The organism is Salipiger sp. PrR002 (assembly GCF_010500775.1).
In the GTDB taxonomy this organism is placed as follows: Bacteria; Pseudomonadota; Alphaproteobacteria; order Rhodobacterales; family Rhodobacteraceae; genus Salipiger.
Genome location: NZ_JAAGOU010000038.1, coordinates 18,725 through 35,490, shown reverse-complemented (window position 1 = coordinate 35,490; position 16,766 = coordinate 18,725). Strand labels below are relative to the sequence as shown.

The window sequence follows — 16,766 nt, the reverse complement described above, 5'->3', positions numbered from 1 at the left end:
AAACGAAGGGCCCGGCACTCCTGCCGGGCCCTTTTGCAGTTTTGGGGAGCGCGGTCGCCCCGGCGGCTCAGAGCGTCTCTTTCACCCGGTCCCAAGTGTTGGTGAGATGGCGCGACATCACATCGCCGAGCCGCGCGCCATCGCGCGCTTCCAAGGCGGCGATCATCTCCTCATGCTCGCCCACCGCATCGGCCCAGAACGTCTCGGTGCCATTGCCGACAAAGCGGATGCGTTTGAGCCGTCCCTGAATGTTCTGCTGAATCTCCTGCAGCGTCTCATTGCCCGACAGCGCCGCCAGCCGCGAATGAAACTCCTGATTGAGCTTGTAATACGGCAGCCGATCGCGCTTGCGGTAATGCTCCAGCATCTCTTCGTGCAGCGCGCGCATTCCGGCGATGTCTTCGTCGCTGGCCCGTTCGCAGGCGGTCTGGCCGGCCAGTTTCTCCAGATGGCCCAGCACTTCGAGCATCGAGAACACATCCTGCGGCGACAGCTTGCGCACCGTAGCCCCGCGCGAGGGCTGGATGACGATCAGCCCTTCGGCGGCCAGAGTGCGCAACGCCTCACGAAATGGGGTGCGTGACACCCCCAGTTGTTCGAGCAATTGCACCTCGTCGATCCGGCTTCCCGGCTCGAGATGGCCTTCGATGATCAGGTCCCGGATCCGGTTCGCGACCTGATCGTGAAGGGATTCCTTCTTGATTTGCAATGGCATGGCCGAAGCTGAAGACAGGTCCATGACACCTCCGCAGTGACTGTTTCGCCTAGGTTAGCAAGATTTTCCTTGCCACGCGATACCGTATTGGAACACAAAATATACAAAATACATGTGGAGGAGAATCGAATATGCGAGTGGCATTGGCGATCGGGGATGCCGCCGGGATCGGGCCTGAACTGGCTGCGAAGATCGTGGCGGATGCGCAGGCGAACCTTGGCGATCTGATCGTCATCGGGGATGCACGCCTGCTGGCGAAAGGCGCACAGATCGCCGGGGTGAAGGTTGACCTGCCGATGATCTCCACCGCCGATCTTGCAAAGCCGCTGCCCGAAGGCACGCTGCTGCTCGACCTGCACAATTGCGATCCGGCCACCGTGCCGCCGGGCAAATCCTCGAACGCCGGGGGCCGCGCCTCGCTGCAGAATTTCGCCACGGCGCTGCTGCTGGGCAAGGCCGGGATCGCGGGCGTGGTCGCCTTCACCCCGTTCAACAAACACTCCATGCGCCTCGCCCGTTCCAGCTATGTGGACGAGATCGGCTTTGTCGACGCGGTGATCGAGGCCGAGCAATCGGGCCGCGAGTTCAACGTGCTCGACGAAGTGTGGAACGCCCGGGTGACCTCGCATATCCCGCTGAGCAAGGTGGCAGCCACCATCACCACCGAGCGTGTGGCCAACAGCCTGAAACTCACTGCCGACGTGATGAGTGCCGCGGGCATTCCGAACCCGCGCATCGGCGTCGCGGCGCTCAACCCCCATGCCGGGGACGGCGGAAATTTCGGCCATGAGGATGACGAGGTGATCGCCCCGGCCATCGAAATCGCGAAATCCCAAGGGATTAACGTGACCGGCCCCGTGCCCTCGGATACCGTCTTTGTGCGGGCCATCAAGGGGGGAGAGTTCGACGCGGTGATGACCATGTATCACGATCAGGGACAGATCGCGATGAAGCTGATCGGCTTCGACCGGGGGGTGACGCTGATCGCGGGCTACCCGTTCCCGATCGTGACCCCGGCGCATGGCACCGCCTTCGACATCGCGGGCAAGGGCTGCGCCGACACCGGCGCCACCTTCAATGCAATCGCTCTCGGCCGGAAGCTGGCCGGGCTGCAGCCCCGGCCGCCGGCCACGGAGGAGGACCGCATGCATGCGGCCGGGGCCATCGCGGCGCTCACCGAACCGGAGGTTCTGGCCGGCTGAGCCCACCCCCACCAACAGGACCAAGCACTCAGGGAGGAGACACACTTGGAACTCAAGCATATCGCACTGATCGGAGCCGTCGCAGCGACGCTGCAGGCCGCGCCCGCGCTGGCGCAAACCGAGATCATCTTCGGGATCAGCGCCGCCGACGGCTCGCTGCAGGATCAATCCGCCGAGGAATTTGCCCGCCGCGCCAACGAGAAACTCGGCGACAAAGCGGTGGTGAAGGTCTTTGACAGCTCGCAGCTGGGCAAAGACAAGGACATGCTGCAGAAGATCAAGCTGGGCACGATGCACATCACCCTGCCCAGCTCGACCATGCCCGAGATCGCGCCGGAATACGCGCTGTTCGATCTGCCCTTCCTCGTGGCCGACCGCGCGCACTTGGCGAAGATCGACGAGGCGCTGTTTGACAGCGTGCTGCTGCCCGCCGCCGAAGCCAAGGGCTACAAGCCGCTGGCGATCTGGGAGAACGGCTTTCGGCAGATCACCAACTCCAAGCATCCGGTGACCACGCCTGCCGATCTTCAGGGGCTGAAGATCCGCACGCCGAATTCGAGCTGGCGCGTGGCGATGTTCAAGGAATACGGCGCCAACCCGACGCCGATGCCCTTCTCGGAGCTTTTCGTGGCGCTGCAGACCGGCGTGGTCGACGGGCAGGAAAACCCGATGACCAACATCTACGGCGGCAAGCTCAACGAGGTGCAGGAGTATCTCTCGCTCTCGGGCCACGTCTATTCGCCCGCCTATCCGACGGTCGGCATCAAGGCGTTTGAAAAGCTCGACCCCGAGGTACAGCAGATCATCGAGGAGACCGCCAAGGAAGTCGCCTTCTGGGCGCGCGAGACGGGCGCGGCGCAGGATGAGGAACTCGTGGGCAAGCTCGAAGAGGGTGGCCTCAAGGTCAACAAGACCGACCGCGACGCCTTCGTCGAAGCCTCCAAGCCGATCTACGAAAAGTTCGCCGCCGAAGTCGCAGGCGGACAGGAGATGATCGACAAGGCGCTCTCGCTGGCAAACGGCTCGGGGTCCTGAGCCATCCCGGCGGCGCGGCCCTGACCGCGCCGCCCCATCCCCCCAATTCATACGGAGGCAAACGTGCTGTCCCGTTCCATCCGCTGGCTTGATCGCGCCCTGCAGATCGCCACGATCGCGATGATCGTCGTGCTGGCCCTCGTGGTGCTGCTCGGCGTCGCCTATCGCTACACCGGCCAGTCGCTGATCTGGTACGACGAAGTCGCCGCCGCGCTGCTCGCATGGATCACTTTCACCGGCGCCGCGCTGGCCGTGGTGCGCAACTCGCACATGGGGTTCAACGGGCTGATGTTCGGCCTGCCCGGCCCTGGACGTTTCGTGCTCTTCGGCATTGTCGAGCTGCTGTTCCTGACCATCTGCGCCATCGTCACATGGGCGGGCTGGGCAATCCTCGAGATCTTTGGCGATGAGGTGATGACCACCGTGCGCTTCGTGCCGCGCGCCGTGCTGCAGGGCGTGCTGCCGGTGAGCTTTGCGCTGATGTTCGTCGGGCGGCTCCTGACGCTGCCGCAGCGTCTGCAGGCGGTCCGCGACGGCGTCGATCCCGATACCGCCGAGATCGAGCATGAGATCGCCCGCGCCGAGGCCGAACTGGCACAGGCCCGCGCCCATCCCCCCCATTCCGCGCCCCGGGAGGCCACGCAATGATCGAAGCCGGCATTCTGCTGTTCATGTTCGTGCTGATCGCCGTCGGCATGCCCATCGCCTTCTCGATCCTCGGATCGGCACTCTTGGGCGTCTACCTGCTCAACGGCGAGCTTGGCTTTCTCAACGCCGCGCTGTCGCTCTATGACGGAGCCACCAGCTTTCCGCTGATCGCCATTCCGCTGTTCATCCTCGCAGGCGCGCTGATGAACACGGGCGGCATCTCGACAAGGCTCATCGCCTTCGTCTCGGCGCTGATCGGCTTCGTGCGCGGCGGGCTGGCGATGGTCAACGTCGGCGTGTCGATGTTCTTTGCCGAGATCTCCGGCTCCGCCGTGGCCGATGTGGCCGCGACCGGATCGGTGCTGATCCCGGCGATGAAGGAAAAAGGCTATACCCCGCGCATGGCGGCGGCGATCACCTCCTCCTCGGCCTCGCTGGCGATCATCATCCCGCCGTCGATCCCGATGATCCTTTACGGCGCCATGTCCGACACCTCGGTGGTCAAGCTCTTCGTCGCGGGCATCGTGCCCGGCGTGCTTGGCGGCGGGCTGCTGATGGCGCTCTGCTACTACATGGCCCGGCGCTACGATCTGCCGCGCGACGAGGCCTTCTCGCTGCGCCGCCTCGGCGAGACCGCCAAAGAGGCGTCCTGGGCGCTGATCTTGCCGGTGGTGATCCTGGGCGGCATCTTCGGCGGCGTGGTGACGGCGACCGAAGGCGCGGCGCTGGCGGTGGTGGCGGCGCTGTTCATCGGGGTCTTCATCTACCGCGAGATCGACCTGCGCCATCTCTATCAGGCGCTGGTGGACGGGGTGCTGCAGACCTCTGTGGTGATGTTGATGGTCGCCGCCTCGGCGGTGCTGGGGCTCTACCTGACCGAGACCGAGATGCCGCAGCGGCTGGCCGCAGGCATCACGCAGATCACCACCAACCCGTTTGCCGTGCTGATGATCATCAACCTCTTCCTGCTCTTTGTGGGCATGGTGCTGCATGGCGCGGCGGCGATCATCCTGACGGTGCCGATCTTCATGCCGCTGGTGCATGAGCTCGGGATCAACCCCATCCAGTTCGGTATCCTGCTGACGCTGAACATTGCCCTTGGCCAGCAGACGCCGCCGGTTGCGAGCGTATTGATCACCTCCTGTTCGATCGCGCGCACCGACGTGTGGCGCACCTCCATCACCAACCTGCCCTTCGTGGGGGTTCTGGTGCTGGTGCTGCTGCTCGTCACCTATGTGCCGGCTGTGTCTCTCTCGCTGGTGGATCTGGTCTACGGACAGTGACCGGACCCGCGCGGGCTGGCTCTCCCCGGGGCTGGCCCGCGCGCAAAATGACAACGCCGGCCCTTTGCGGGGCCGGCGCTTTTTCATGGCGGATGGTGAACCATCAGGCCGGGGAATGCAGACCGAAGGCCGCCTCCAGCACCTCGCCCGCTTCGAGGCAGATATCCTCGCGCCACGGCGGGGCCACAAGCTGCACGCCGCAGGGCACGCCTGCCTCGACCCCCGAGCAGATCGAGACCGCCGGAAGCCCCAGAACCGGAATGCCGATCTGCGGCACCTGCGCCTCCCAGAGCCGGGCGATGGCCTCGGGGCCGTTCAGGTCCTCGTCCTGCGCGAAGGGCAGTTCCGACGAGACCGGCATCAGCACGATCGGATAATCGACGAGGAACGCCCGCCACGCCCGGATCAGCCGCGAGCGGCGGGTGAAGAGCGCGCTGAACCCGGCCACATCGATCGCCTTGGCGCGTGCCTCGTAGAAGCTGAGCAGCGCGATGGCACCGGGATCGCCCTCGAGCTTTGCCGCCGCCAGCTTGTCCGAATGCGCGTCCGACAGCCAAAGGTCGATCTGCACGTCCACCGCCTCGCGGATGTCGGGCACCTCGGTCGGTTCATCCACCTGCCAGCCCGCCGCGCGAAGGATCGCGGCGGCGCGTTCGAGATCGGCGATGATGCGCGGATCGGTGTCGATGCCGCCGGGCCGTTTCACCAGCGCGACGCGGCGCGCCAGGCTCGGCCCGATCAGCGGCATCGGCGTGCTCCACGCGTCGTCGGGCGCGTAGCCGGACATTGCCTCGAGCCCCAGCCGCAGATCATCCACCCGCCGTGCAAGCGGCCCTGCGACGGCCATCAACTGCGGGCCGATGGCGCGGTCGGGCCCGGTGTTGTTCTGCGCGGGCACCCGCCCCGGCGTCGGACGCAGCCCCTGCACACCGCAGGCATAGGCGGGGTAGCGGATCGAGCCCGCAATATCGGTGCCATGGGCGATATGCCCCAGCCCCGCCGCGGTCGCCGCCCCGGCCCCGCCGGACGAGCCGCCCGGCGTCAGCGCCGGGTTGTGCGGGTTGCTGGTGGTGCCATGCAGCTTGTTCGAACTGAACCAGCGATACGAGAACGCCGGGCAGTTGGTGCGCCCGATGACGATGGCGTCCTGCGCCCGCATGTTGCGCAGAAAGCCCGCGTCCTCGGTGGCGATCAGATCCTTGGCCAGCGTGGTGCCATTGGTGGTGGCATAGCCCTTCTGATCGGCGATCACCTTCACCGTCACCGGCACACCGGCGAGCGCCCCCACCGTCTCGCCCGCCGCGATGCGCGCATCCAGCGCCTCGGCCTCGCGCATGGCGTCTGCACTGCAGTCCTGCACGATGGCGTTGATCGCCGGGTTCTCGCGCGCCACACGGTCAAGCGAGCTGCGGATCACGTCCTGAGCGCGCATCCGGCCACTGCGGATCGCCGCCGCAAGATTGCGGGCGGAAAGGTCGTTGGGGTCTGTCATGGAAGGGCCTTCGGAAGGTTACAGGGAAGAGAGCCGCTCGCGGATCGACTGCACGACGAAGCGCCGCTCGGGGATGCTGGCCACATGCGGGGTGATGAGCACCTTGGGATGCGCCCAAAGCGGATGCTCCTGTGGCAGCGGCTCGGTCTCGAAGACGTCGAGCGAGGCCCCCGAGAGATGCCCGCTGTCCAGTACCGCCATCAGCTCGTCCTCGACCACCTGACCGCCGCGACCGATCTGCACCAGCGCCGCGCCCTGCGGCAGCTTTTGCAAAAAGCCCGCGTCGATCATCCCGCGTGTGGTGCTTGTCAGCGGCAGCACATTGATCAGGATGTCGGTCTGAGCAAGGAAGTCATCGAGCCCGTCGCCGTGGAAATGCTGCACCCCCGGTTCCGCCGGATCGGGCGCGCGGCGCGAGTACCCCGCCACCGCATAGCCCAGCCCCATCAGCCCCTTGGCGATGGCGCGGCCCATATGGCCAAAGCCGAGCACGCCGACGCGGCGGTAGCTGGGCGAAAGGCCGGTCACGGTGCGCGACCATTTGCCCTGCGCCTGCTGCGCGACGTAGCGGCCCATGTCGCGGTGATGCCAGAGCACGTGGAAGGCGGCAAAGCCCGCCATCTGCAGCGCCTGATCGGCGTCCTCCACCCGGTAGACCGGCACGCTTTCGGGGCGCGACGGGCAAGCCATGATCGCATCGGTGCCCGCCCCCGCCGAGAAGATCGCCTTGAGCCCGCGCATACCCTCGAACACATCGGCGGGCGGGATGAAGGTAAAGACGAAATCCACCTGCGCCGGATCGGTGATATCCTCGCGCCGCATGACGGTCAGCTCGGGCGCATCCTTGGCGAAAATCTCGCTGTAGTGCGGCCAGAGATCGACACCGCCGCTGGTGGTGATGACGCCCCTCATGCGGCGCCCTCGCTGGCCCAGTCGGCGCCCGGCACGGCCGCCAGAAGCTGCCGCGTATACGCTTGCGCCGGATTGAGGAAAATGTCGTGCACGGTTCCGATCTCCACCAGTTTGCCTTTCTGCATCACGGCGATCCTGTCGCAGAGTTGCGCCGCCACCCGCAGGTCGTGGGTGATGAACAGGATCGACAGATCGAAACGCTCGCGCAGATCGCGCAGAAGGTCCAGCACCTGCGCCTGAATAGAGACGTCCAGCGCCGAAACTGCCTCATCGGCGATGATCAATTCGGGGTCCATGGCCAGCGCGCGGGCAATCCCGATACGCTGGCGCTGGCCGCCCGAGAACTCATGCGGAAAGCGGCTGGCGGCATCGGCGCCAAGGCCGACGATCTCGAGCAGTTCCTTCGCCCGCGCCTGCGCCTGCGCTTTCGGCACGCCCTTGGTGATCGGCCCATCGGTCAGCGCGCCCATAATCCGCTGGCGCGGGTTGAGCGAGGCATAGGGATCCTGAAACACCATCTGCACCTTGTGGCGCTGCTTGCGAAGCTCTTCTTCCGACAGGGCCGCCAGATCGGTGCCGCCGACCAGCACCTGCCCGCCGTCCGGCGTGACCAGCCGCACCGCGGTGCGGCCCAGCGTCGACTTGCCAGAGCCGCTCTCGCCGACCAACCCCAGCACCTCGCCGCGCCCGACGGTGAGCGAGACATCGTCCACCGCGCGCACTTCGCGCACCGGGCGGAACATGCCGCCGCCGGTGCGGTAGACCTTGCGCAGTCCTTTGATCTCCAGCGCCGGAACGTCGCGCGGGGCACGGGCGGGCGGCAGCTTGCCGGTAGGGATCGCGTCAAGCAGCCGGCGGGTGTAATCGTGCTGCGGGTCGGTGAGCACCGAGGCGGCGCTGCCGCGTTCGACCACCTTGCCCTCGCGCATGACGATCACCTGATCGGCGATCTCGGCCACCACGCCGAAGTCGTGGGTGATGAACATCACCGCCATCCCGTGCCGCTCGCGCAGGTCGAGGATCAGCTTGAGGATCTGCGCCTGCGTGGTCACATCAAGCGCCGTGGTCGGCTCGTCGGCGATCAGAAGTTTCGGCTCCAGCGCCAGCGCCATGGCGATCATCGCCCGCTGCCGCTGCCCGCCCGAAAGCTGGAACGGATAGGCGCGGATGATCTTCTCGGGGTCCGGCAGGCCGACCTCACGGATCAGGTTCAGCGCCTTCTCGCGCCGCTCCTGCTGGCTGAAGCGGTTGTGCGCGGCAAAGACCTCGGCGATCTGCTCGCCAATACGCATCAACGGGTTGAGCGCGGTCATCGGCTCCTGAAAGATCATCGCGATGCGTTCGCCGCGCAGCGCCTGTTTTTCAGGCTCCGGCAGGCGCAGGATGTCGCGCGCCTCGAACATGGCGCGCCCCGTCTTCACCGTCACGCCCGGCGGCAGCAGCCCCATCAGCGCGTTGGCAGTCATCGACTTGCCCGAACCGCTCTCGCCGACGACGCAGAGGATCTCGCCCTTCTCGATGGCAAAGGAGATATCCTCGACCGCGAAGGCCCGGTCGGCGCCTTGCGGCAGGCCGATGCTGAGGTGTTCGATGGAGAGCGCGCTCATGCCTTGCCCTTCCGGCTGAGGTGGGGGTTGAGGGCGTCGTTCAGACCCTCGCCGATGAGGTTCAGCGCCAGCACCGTGATGACGATGGCGATGCCCGGGAAGAAGCTGAGCCACCACGCGCTGCGGATCACCGTGCGCGCCGCGCCGATCATGTAGCCCCAGCTCATCGCGTTGGGATCACCGAGGCCAAGGAAGGACAGCGAGCTTTCCAGCAGGATCGCCGTGGCGACCATCAGCGAGGCCATGACGATGATCGGCGACACGGTGTTGGGCAGCACCTGCGTCATCAGGATGCGCGGGCGCGACAGGCCCGCCAGCCGTGCGGCATCGACGAACTCGCGCTTGCGCACCGACATGACCTCGGCCCGCACCAGACGCGCCACCGGCGGCCACGACACGATGGCGATGGCGATGGTGATCGAAGCCAATGTGGGCTGGAAGATCGCCACAAGCACGATGGCCAACGCGAAGTTGGGGATGGTCTGGAAGAACTCGGTGAAGCGCATGGCACCCTCGTCCACCCAGTTGCCGTAAAAGCCCGCGAGCGCCCCCAGCGGCACGCCGATCAGCAGCGCCACCAGCGTCGACACAAGGCCCACCAGCAGCGACACCCGCGCGCCATAGGCCAGCTGCGAGGCGACGTCGCGGCCCAGAGTATCGGTGCCCAAGGGAAGCCCATCCATGGTGAAGGGCGCAAGGAAGGGCCGCTGCACCATCTGCCACGGATCGTGGCTGAACAGCAGCGGGGCAAAGATGGCGATGGCGATCACCGCCACCAGAAGCACCACGCCGATCATCGCGCCGATGTTGGAGGAAAACCGTTTCCACATGATCAAAGCCCTCCGTTACGCGCGCGCGCCGATGCGCGGATCGACAAGCCGGTAGACGATGTCGGTCACGATGTTGAACAGGATCACCATGGCCGCCGACACGAGGAAGACGCCGAGGATGGTGTTGTAGTCGCGCGCCGCGAGGCTCTCGAACATCAGCCGCCCGATGCCGGGCCATGCAAAGACGGTCTCGGTCAGCACCGCGCCGCCCACCAGTTGGCCCGCCTGCAGGCCCGCCAGCGTCACCACCGGCAGGATCGCGTTGCGCAGGATGTGGCGGCGGCGGATGGCGGGGCCCGAAAGGCCCTTGGCCTTGGCGGTCTTGACGAAATCGAGCTGGCTCACCTCGAGCATCGAGGCGCGGGTCATGCGCATGTAGACGGCCATGAAGAAAAGGCCCAGCGTCAGCGCTGGCAGCACGAGGTGCTTGGCGATGTCGATCACCCGTGCCATGCCGGTGTAATCCGCCCCCACCGTCTCATAGCCGAAACCGGGCAGCCAGCCGAGCCAGACCGAGAACACCAGCACCGCCATCAGCGCCGCCCAGTAAAGCGGCGTGGCGTAGAACAGCAGCGCCAGCGTGGTCAGCAGGCTGTCGGAGGCTTTGCCCACGCGGGCCGAGGCAGCAACGCCGAAGGCGATGCCCAGCACCAGCGAGATCACGAAGGCGGTCAGCGTCAAGAGCAGCGTCGCGGGCAGGCGCTCGGCGATCAGCTCGGCCACGGGCGCGCCTTGGCGGAAGGAATACCCCAGATCGAGCGTCAGCACGCTGCCGACGTATTTGCCCAGCTGCACGTAGAACGGCTGGTCGAGGCCGAAGCGCTGGCGCAATTGCTCGATCATCTGCTCGTCGGCGGCCCCGGCCTCGCCCGCCAGCACCACCGCCGGATCACCCGGCGCCGCGTGCAGCAGGCAGAAGTTCAGGACCGCGATGGCCAGAAGCGTCACGAAGGCCTTGAAGGCCCGCGACAGGATGACTGTGAATATGCTCATTGGCCCCCGTCGACACAGCGGTCGTCCCGTTGGTTCCTGCCCCCTCTGGCGATCCTGCCGGGGAGCGGTTTGAGGGCGGGCCGCCGGGGCCCGCCCCATTTGCGAGGATTACTCTTCGACCCAGGCGTCGCGGGTGCCGTCGTTGATGCCGATCGCGGTGGTCACCAGATCCTTGACGTCGCAGCGATAGATGGTCGGGAACTCAAGCTCCTGCAGCCATGCCACCGGCACGTCGTCGACGATCTCTTTTTGGATCTCGGCGTAGGCCGCGGCGCGTTCCTCGGGGGTGACCATCGTGGCCGCCGCCGCCCATTTGGCGTCAAGCTCGGGGTTCTCGTAGCCCTCGACGTTGTTCCACGGGCTGCCCTTCTTGATCCGGTCGGCGGTGTAGTTGCGCGACACGCCAAGCGCCGGATCGCCGTACTGATAGAGATAGGTGAAGGCCAGATCGTAGTCCCACTGCGAGGTCTTCTCGTTCCAGCCCGCCACATCGGTGCTGTCGATCTCGGCGTTGATGCCGACCTCGGAGAGGTTCTGACGCACCGCCTCGGCCCAGCGTTGCCACGTCTCGCCATAGGGCAGCGGCAGAATGCGGACCGGCGCGCCGTCATAACCCATCTCCTCGAGCAGCGCTTCGGCTTTCTCGGGGTCGTGGGTGTATTGGGTGACGTCGTCGCTGTAGAAGTTGGTTGCCGAGGCGACCGGGCCGGTGGCGACCTTGCCGAAGCCGTTCCACACCACGTCCTTCACGAACTCGCGGTCCATGGCGTACATCACCGCCTGACGGAAGCGCACGTCAGAGGTCGGCCCTTCGCGGTTGTTCATCCACATCCAAGCCAGCGGCGCGAAGAACTCCCAGCCAGCGCCGGTGGAGCAGACGCCCTCCATCTCGGTCAGGCGCGGCACGTCCCAATTCTCGACCGAGCCGCCGGGCAGCACGTCCACTTCGCCGGTCTCGAAGGCCACGGCGCGGGCGGCGGCATCGGGGATCACGCGGTAGTAAACCTCATCGAGGTAGGGCTTGCCGTCGAGGTAATAGTCCTCGTTCTTCACGAGGTGGATGTAGCTGCCCTTTTCCCATTTCTCGAACTTGAACGGGCCGGTGCCGATGGGCGTCGCGTTCATCTCGTTGGTGGCGTAATCCGTGCCCTCATAGATGTGCTTGGGCACGATCGGCATGGTGCCGACCTCGAAGGCGTTGATGAACGGGCCGAAGGGCTCTTTCAGCTGGAACACCACGGTGGTGTCGTCAGGCGCGGTGATGCTGTCCACATAGGCCAGCGAGGCGCGCAGACGGGCGTGGGTCTCGCGCAGGAAGACATCGGCCGAGAACACCACATCCGCGGCGGTGAAGGGCTCGCCGTCGTGCCAAGTGACGCCGTCATGCAGCTTGAACGTGTAGGTCAGACCGTCGTCCGAGATTTCCCAGCTTTCGGCAAGGCTCGGCTGCGGTTCCAGATCCGAATTGTAGCGCAGCAGGCTCTCGTAGATGTCGCCCGCCACCAGCTGCGTCGGGCCGTTCTGCACGAGGCCGAGCATCAGCCCCGGCGGTTCCGGCTGCACGACGATGTCGAGGCGGCCGCCTTCCTGCTGCGCGGCAAGCGGCGCGGCAAGGGCGGCGGCGATCAGGAAAGTGGTCGCTCTGAGTTTGTTCATGGTGATCCCTGTCGGTTTTGATTGTCTGCTTTTCTTTGAAAGTCAGGCCCCGTTCACTGCCGGGGCGCGCAGTGGCTCAGCCCCGGTAGTCCGGGGCGTGAGCGTCGAGCCGTCGCAGTTGCGCGGCCCATTCCGGATCGGGCTTGCCGCGCTCTTCGACACCGTCATAGGCGCGCTGATATTGGCTGGCAGTATGTTCGGCCACGGCCTCGGGCAGCACATCCGCCGTCAGCCCCATGCCGAGCGCGGCAACCTGCGCCTTGCACGAGCGCTCAAGGTTGAGCGCCAGTTTCACCGCCTCGGCCACCGAACGGCCCAGCAGCAGCGTGCCGTGGTTGCGCAGCAGCATGACCTGCTTTTCGCCAAGGTCGGCGACGATGCGTTCCCGCTCGGCCAGATCCAGCGCGATGCCCTCATAGTCGTGATAGGCGATGCGATTGTGGAACTGCGCCGACCATTGGTTGAGGCTGAGTAGCCCTTCCTTGACCGACGAGACCGCAACGCCCGCCACGGTGTGGGTGTGCAGCACGCAGACCGCATCATGGCGCGCCATATGCACAGCCGAATGAATGGTGAAGCCCGCAGCGTTGACACCAGCCCCATAGGGATCGTCGATCACCGCGCCGGTCTCATCCACCGTGACCAGATTGGCGGCGGTCACCTCGTCGAAGCGCAGACCAAAGGGGTTCAGCAAAAACCGCTTCTCGCCACCGGGCCCATCGGGCAGCCGCGCCGAGATATGGGTGTAAATGCCGTCGTCCATCCCCTCGAGCGCGATCAGCCGGTAGGCGGCGGCAAGGTCGCGGCGAAGGTCCTGCACCTCGGGGGGTGTTGTGCCATCGGGCATGAGAGGCTCCCTAGGATCGCTCACCTCAGAGGCGAGTCATTCTGCTGCATTTACAGACAGACTAAGGGCAGCGCCCCCATCTCGGTCAAGTGAATTGTCGACAATCGTCAAAACGACAATTACTCTGGAGAAAATTCGGGCAGCAGACCCTCAGAGTATCTCGCAGCGTAAAATGGCCAAATCTCCACAAACACCCGGCTTTCAGCCGCTCGACCGCGAAGGACTGGTGCAGCAGGTCTCGACCCTGCTGACCAAGGCCATCGTCACCGGCCAGCTTGCGCCGGGCGCGCGCCTGTCCGAATCCGTCGTCGCGCGCGAGTTGGGCGTCAGCCGCGCCCCGGTGCGCGAGGCGGCACGGCTGCTCGAGAACTCCGGTCTGGTCACCTATCACGCCAATCGCGGCTTCTTCGTGCGCGAGACATCTGCCGAGGCGCTGAGCAACCTCTATGAGCTGCGCATCGTCATCGAGACCGCCGCCGCGATGCGGGTCATCCGCCACGGGCTTTCCGAGACCATAGACCGGCTGGCAGCGCAAATCGACGCGCTGCACGAGGTTGCGCAGCAAGGCGCCGACATGCTGACGCAGGTCGAGGCGGACATGGAATTTCACCGGCTGCTCTGCGCAGGCAGCGGCAACCCGAAATTCCTACATGTGTTTGAACAGATTGCTACCGAGACCGAGTTTTCGATCATGGTCATCGGGCGGCTGTACGACGATCCGCATAAGATCGCGGAAACCCACGAGCCTATCGTGAACGCCCTGCGCCGCGGCGACGAGGCCGGTACCCGCCACGCGATCGGCTATCATATCGGCGTCGCGCAGGATCTGGTGACCGAACAGTTCCGCAGGCTTGAGAGCGGAAGCGCCGAGCCCTGACGGGCCCGGCAGAGAGGCTTACGCCATGCCGAGCGCGGCCTTGTACATCTCGAGCACCGCTTCTTCTTCGGCGATGTCGTCCTGATCGCGCTTGCGCAGCGCGATGACCTTGCGCATGACCTTGGTGTCATAGCCGCGGCCTTTCGCCTCGGCCATCACCTCTTTCTGCTGGTCGGCGATTTCCTTTTTTTCCATCTCGAGCCGTTCGAAACGCTCGATGAACTGCTTGAGCTCGCCCGCTGCGACGCCATAGGCGCCGGAATCATTGTCCTGCATCACATCATCTCCTGCCGGTATCGGGCGATTGACTACCCCCCCTACCCGCGCCCATCAAGGGGTTGCGGCGCGGGGGGCGATGCAGTACCCGGCGCCGCATCTCAATGCGCATCACATTCAGGGGATTTGCGGCATGGAATGGCTGATCTGGACCGGCGCTGCGGTCTCTCTCGCGGGGCTGCTTGGCCTTTTCTGGTGCATCTTCCGCGTCTGGAGCGCGAAACGCGCCGGGATGGACGACGAGGCGCTGCGCGCGGTGATGCGCAAGATCGTGCCGATCAACATGGGCGCATTGCTGCTGTCGGTCTTCGGCCTCGTGATGGTCCTGATCGGGGTTATGCTCGGCTGAGCCAGCGCCCCGCGGTCGGCGCGCCTGCGCCCGCCGCCACATCCCAATCACCGCCCGCGGCGGCCAGCGCCTGCCATGCGGGATGCGGCGCCCAGATCTCGCGGTCCGGATGCATCATCTCCGCCAGTGCCTTGCGCAGCGCAGCCGCGCCAAGCTCGGAAGCCGCATGCATCGGACCGCCGCGCCAGCGCGGTAGGTCCAGCACCTGCAGCGCCACGAGGTCGATGTCCGAGGCGCAGCGCGCCATCCCGGTCTCGAGCATTCGCGCGCCTTCATTGGCAAGCGCCGCCAGCAGCAAAGCGCGCAGTCGCGCCGCAGGCATGGGATCCGCCGCGGGCCGTTTCTCGTTCAGAAGCGCCTCTACCGCCGCGCTGGCATGCGGCTTTCCCGCCGCGTCCCAATCGTAAAAGCCCGCATCGCCGCTGCGCCCCGGTCGGCCCGCGCCTGCCAGAACGCTGGCCCAATTTGCCGCGTCCGGCCCGCGCTGCTGCGCGCCGAGCCGGTCGAGCCCCATTTGATCGCGCCGCACGAAGGGGCCGCGCCGCCAGCCCCAGACCCTGCAGGCCGCGTCGATGGCGTCGGGGCTCTGCCCGAGATCGACCAGCGCATCCGCCGCACGGCACAACACGTCAAAGAGACGTCCGCCGAGGCTCTCGCCACCGGATTGCACACGCAGCGCGAGCTTCCCGAGACGCAGCGCCAGCGCCTCGACCTCGGCCAGACGATCGGCGCGCGCGCCGGGGCCCGCGATGACCTCGACCAGCCGGGGGGCGACCGGCGTCGGCGCGAACCGCAGGCCAATGCCATCCACCCGCGCGGGATAGGCGATGACGCGGATGGCGTCTTCGGGGATCGGCACGGCGCGCTGCCCCGGCCCCGCAAGCAGCACGATCCGCGCCGCAGCAGCCATCTCAGCGGGCGCGCCGACCCGCAGCCGCTCCAGCGGCGAAGTCTCGTCGTCACCGTCGGTCTGCGGGCCAAGCCGGTCGCGCAGCGCGATCACCCCGGCGTGCAGCGCCTCGGGCGTATCGCAGCCCCAGTCGACCTCTTCCCCGGCGGCGAGCAGTCCCTGCACCATGGGCACCGCGAGCGGCCCGTCGCCCAGCACCGCCACATGTCCGCGGCGCGCTAGGCCACGCGGCACAGCCTCGAAAGCCGAGCGCTCGGCAGCAGCACAGGCACGCAGCGCGCGCCCCGCTTCGGAGGCGCGGCAATCCTCATAAGCGTCCGCTTCGAAGGCGAGACCGGAGGCGAAGGGCAAAAGCTGCGCCGCTTCCACGGCGGCGACGATCTCGCGACGCGCGGGGTTTGGGTCTTTGGCCGTCTCGGCCCGGCGCGCGGCGACGGCGCGCTGATACTCTGCCGGATCGGCGAACCCCTCGCGCCTTGCGGCGGACGGGCGTGGACCCAGCCCCTCGGCGCGCAGTTCAGCGCAGAAGGCGCGAACCTCCTCGTCGAGCGGGCCTTGCGCAAGACGGTCAAGCAGCGCCGCCTGCGGCGCCGCATCGAGCAGAACCGCCTTGCCAGAGAGCAGCAGATCAAGCGCCGGTCCGGCGCCAAGCAGCCGCGGAAGGCGCTGCGTCGCGCCCGCGGCGGGCGGCAGCCCGAGCAGGTGATTGGTGAGGCCAAAGCGGGTACCGGGAGAGGCAACGCGGTAATGCGCGGCCAGCGCAAGCTCGGCCCCCGTGCCAAGCGCCGCACCCTGCAGCGCCGCGATCACCGGCTTGCTGCAGCGCTCGATACGCAGGCAAAGGTCAGCGGCGCCCGGCAGTGCGCGCGTTTGCGGGGCGAGCTCCTCCAGCTCGGACGGCAGCTCGCCCTTGGAAAAGCAGCCATCCGCCCCGTGCAGCACGATGCAGGCCACGGCGGCATCCGCCTCCGCCCGCTCAAGCGCGGCATCTAGCGCGGCGCACAGAGACGCGGTCAGACGGTTTCCGTCCCGGCCCGAAAGACCAAGCCAAGCGATCCCGTCCTCGATCTGCTCGTCGATCCCTTCAAGCGTCGCCGCGCCGTCCATCCCCGCCATCTGCCTGCCCTTCCCGAC

The 16,766-nt window shown here is 66.6% G+C and carries 16 protein-coding genes; 6 read left to right on the top strand and 10 right to left on the bottom strand.

Going from position 1 to position 16,766, the window contains the following annotated elements; all coding sequences use genetic code 11:
- Positions 1 to 67: 67 nt before the first annotated feature.
- On the bottom strand, positions 68 to 739 hold the full coding sequence (locus tag G0A00_RS23070; RefSeq protein ID WP_164184611.1) for a GntR family transcriptional regulator: 672 nt from the start codon (positions 737 to 739) through the stop codon (positions 68 to 70).
- Between the two features lie 107 nt (positions 740 to 846).
- Here G0A00_RS23070 and G0A00_RS23065 point away from each other — a divergent pair, with 107 nt between their 5' ends.
- The 4 genes from G0A00_RS23065 (at position 847) to G0A00_RS23050 (ending at position 4,883) form a co-directional block, all read left to right on the top strand.
- Positions 847 to 1,917 carry a 4-hydroxythreonine-4-phosphate dehydrogenase PdxA gene (locus tag G0A00_RS23065; protein WP_164184610.1) on the top strand — a complete coding sequence of 357 codons (1,071 nt, stop codon included), beginning with the start codon at positions 847 to 849 and terminating at the stop codon, positions 1,915 to 1,917.
- Between the two features lie 45 nt (positions 1,918 to 1,962).
- Positions 1,963 to 2,952, top strand: coding sequence for a TRAP transporter substrate-binding protein (locus G0A00_RS23060; RefSeq protein WP_164184609.1), 990 nt, complete (start codon positions 1,963 to 1,965; stop codon positions 2,950 to 2,952).
- Between the two features lie 63 nt (positions 2,953 to 3,015).
- A complete protein-coding gene (locus G0A00_RS23055; protein WP_203595490.1) occupies positions 3,016 to 3,600 on the top strand; it encodes a TRAP transporter small permease in 585 nt (194 codons plus the stop codon).
- Positions 3,597 to 4,883, top strand: a complete 1,287-nt coding sequence (locus G0A00_RS23050; RefSeq protein WP_164184608.1) for a TRAP transporter large permease — start codon at positions 3,597 to 3,599, stop codon at positions 4,881 to 4,883. The genes G0A00_RS23055 and G0A00_RS23050 overlap by 4 nt, the downstream gene beginning before the upstream one ends.
- Before the next feature lie 103 nt (positions 4,884 to 4,986).
- Here G0A00_RS23050 and G0A00_RS23045 read toward each other — a convergent pair whose 3' ends face one another.
- From G0A00_RS23045 to G0A00_RS23015, 7 genes are all read right to left on the bottom strand, one after another.
- Positions 4,987 to 6,375 (bottom strand): amidase family protein, encoded by a 1,389-nt coding sequence (locus tag G0A00_RS23045; protein WP_164184607.1) that lies wholly within the window; start codon positions 6,373 to 6,375, stop codon positions 4,987 to 4,989.
- 18 nt (positions 6,376 to 6,393) lie between these two features.
- Positions 6,394 to 7,287 (bottom strand): glyoxylate/hydroxypyruvate reductase A, encoded by an 894-nt coding sequence (locus tag G0A00_RS23040; protein ID WP_164184606.1) that lies wholly within the window; start codon positions 7,285 to 7,287, stop codon positions 6,394 to 6,396.
- Complete coding sequence (locus G0A00_RS23035; RefSeq protein ID WP_164184605.1) at positions 7,284 to 8,894, bottom strand: ABC transporter ATP-binding protein; 1,611 nt, start codon at positions 8,892 to 8,894, stop codon at positions 7,284 to 7,286. Before G0A00_RS23035 ends, G0A00_RS23040 begins: the two co-directional genes overlap by 4 nt.
- Entirely contained in the window at positions 8,891 to 9,724 is an 834-nt protein-coding gene (locus tag G0A00_RS23030; protein ID WP_083191368.1) for an ABC transporter permease, read from the bottom strand. Before G0A00_RS23030 ends, G0A00_RS23035 begins: the two co-directional genes overlap by 4 nt.
- A 15-nt stretch (positions 9,725 to 9,739) precedes the next feature.
- Positions 9,740 to 10,717: an ABC transporter permease gene (locus tag G0A00_RS23025; RefSeq protein ID WP_164184604.1), complete on the bottom strand. Its 978-nt coding sequence runs from the start codon at positions 10,715 to 10,717 to the stop codon at positions 9,740 to 9,742.
- 108 nt (positions 10,718 to 10,825) lie between these two features.
- Positions 10,826 to 12,373, bottom strand: coding sequence for an ABC transporter substrate-binding protein (locus G0A00_RS23020; protein WP_164184603.1), 1,548 nt, complete (start codon positions 12,371 to 12,373; stop codon positions 10,826 to 10,828).
- A 76-nt stretch (positions 12,374 to 12,449) separates the two neighbouring features.
- Positions 12,450 to 13,220, bottom strand: coding sequence for a class II aldolase/adducin family protein (locus G0A00_RS23015; RefSeq protein WP_066109580.1), 771 nt, complete (start codon positions 13,218 to 13,220; stop codon positions 12,450 to 12,452).
- Positions 13,221 to 13,392: 172 nt separating this feature from the next.
- Between G0A00_RS23015 and G0A00_RS23010 the strand changes: the two genes are divergently transcribed.
- On the top strand, positions 13,393 to 14,097 hold the full coding sequence (locus G0A00_RS23010; protein WP_066109577.1) for a GntR family transcriptional regulator: 705 nt from the start codon (positions 13,393 to 13,395) through the stop codon (positions 14,095 to 14,097).
- A gap of 18 nt (positions 14,098 to 14,115) precedes the next feature.
- Here the strand turns inward: G0A00_RS23010 and G0A00_RS23005 are convergent, their stop codons facing one another.
- Positions 14,116 to 14,373, bottom strand: coding sequence for a DUF2312 domain-containing protein (locus tag G0A00_RS23005; protein WP_066109573.1), 258 nt, complete (start codon positions 14,371 to 14,373; stop codon positions 14,116 to 14,118).
- Between the two features lie 133 nt (positions 14,374 to 14,506).
- Between G0A00_RS23005 and G0A00_RS23000 the strand changes: the two genes are divergently transcribed.
- Entirely contained in the window at positions 14,507 to 14,722 is a 216-nt protein-coding gene (locus tag G0A00_RS23000; protein ID WP_066110463.1) for a hypothetical protein, read from the top strand.
- On the opposite strand, the gene G0A00_RS22995 is transcribed toward G0A00_RS23000, so the two are convergent.
- Entirely contained in the window at positions 14,709 to 16,748 is a 2,040-nt protein-coding gene (locus tag G0A00_RS22995) for an enoyl-CoA hydratase/isomerase family protein (protein ID WP_164184602.1), read from the bottom strand. The genes G0A00_RS23000 and G0A00_RS22995 overlap by 14 nt on opposite strands.
- Between the last annotated feature and the right edge of the window lie 18 nt (positions 16,749 to 16,766).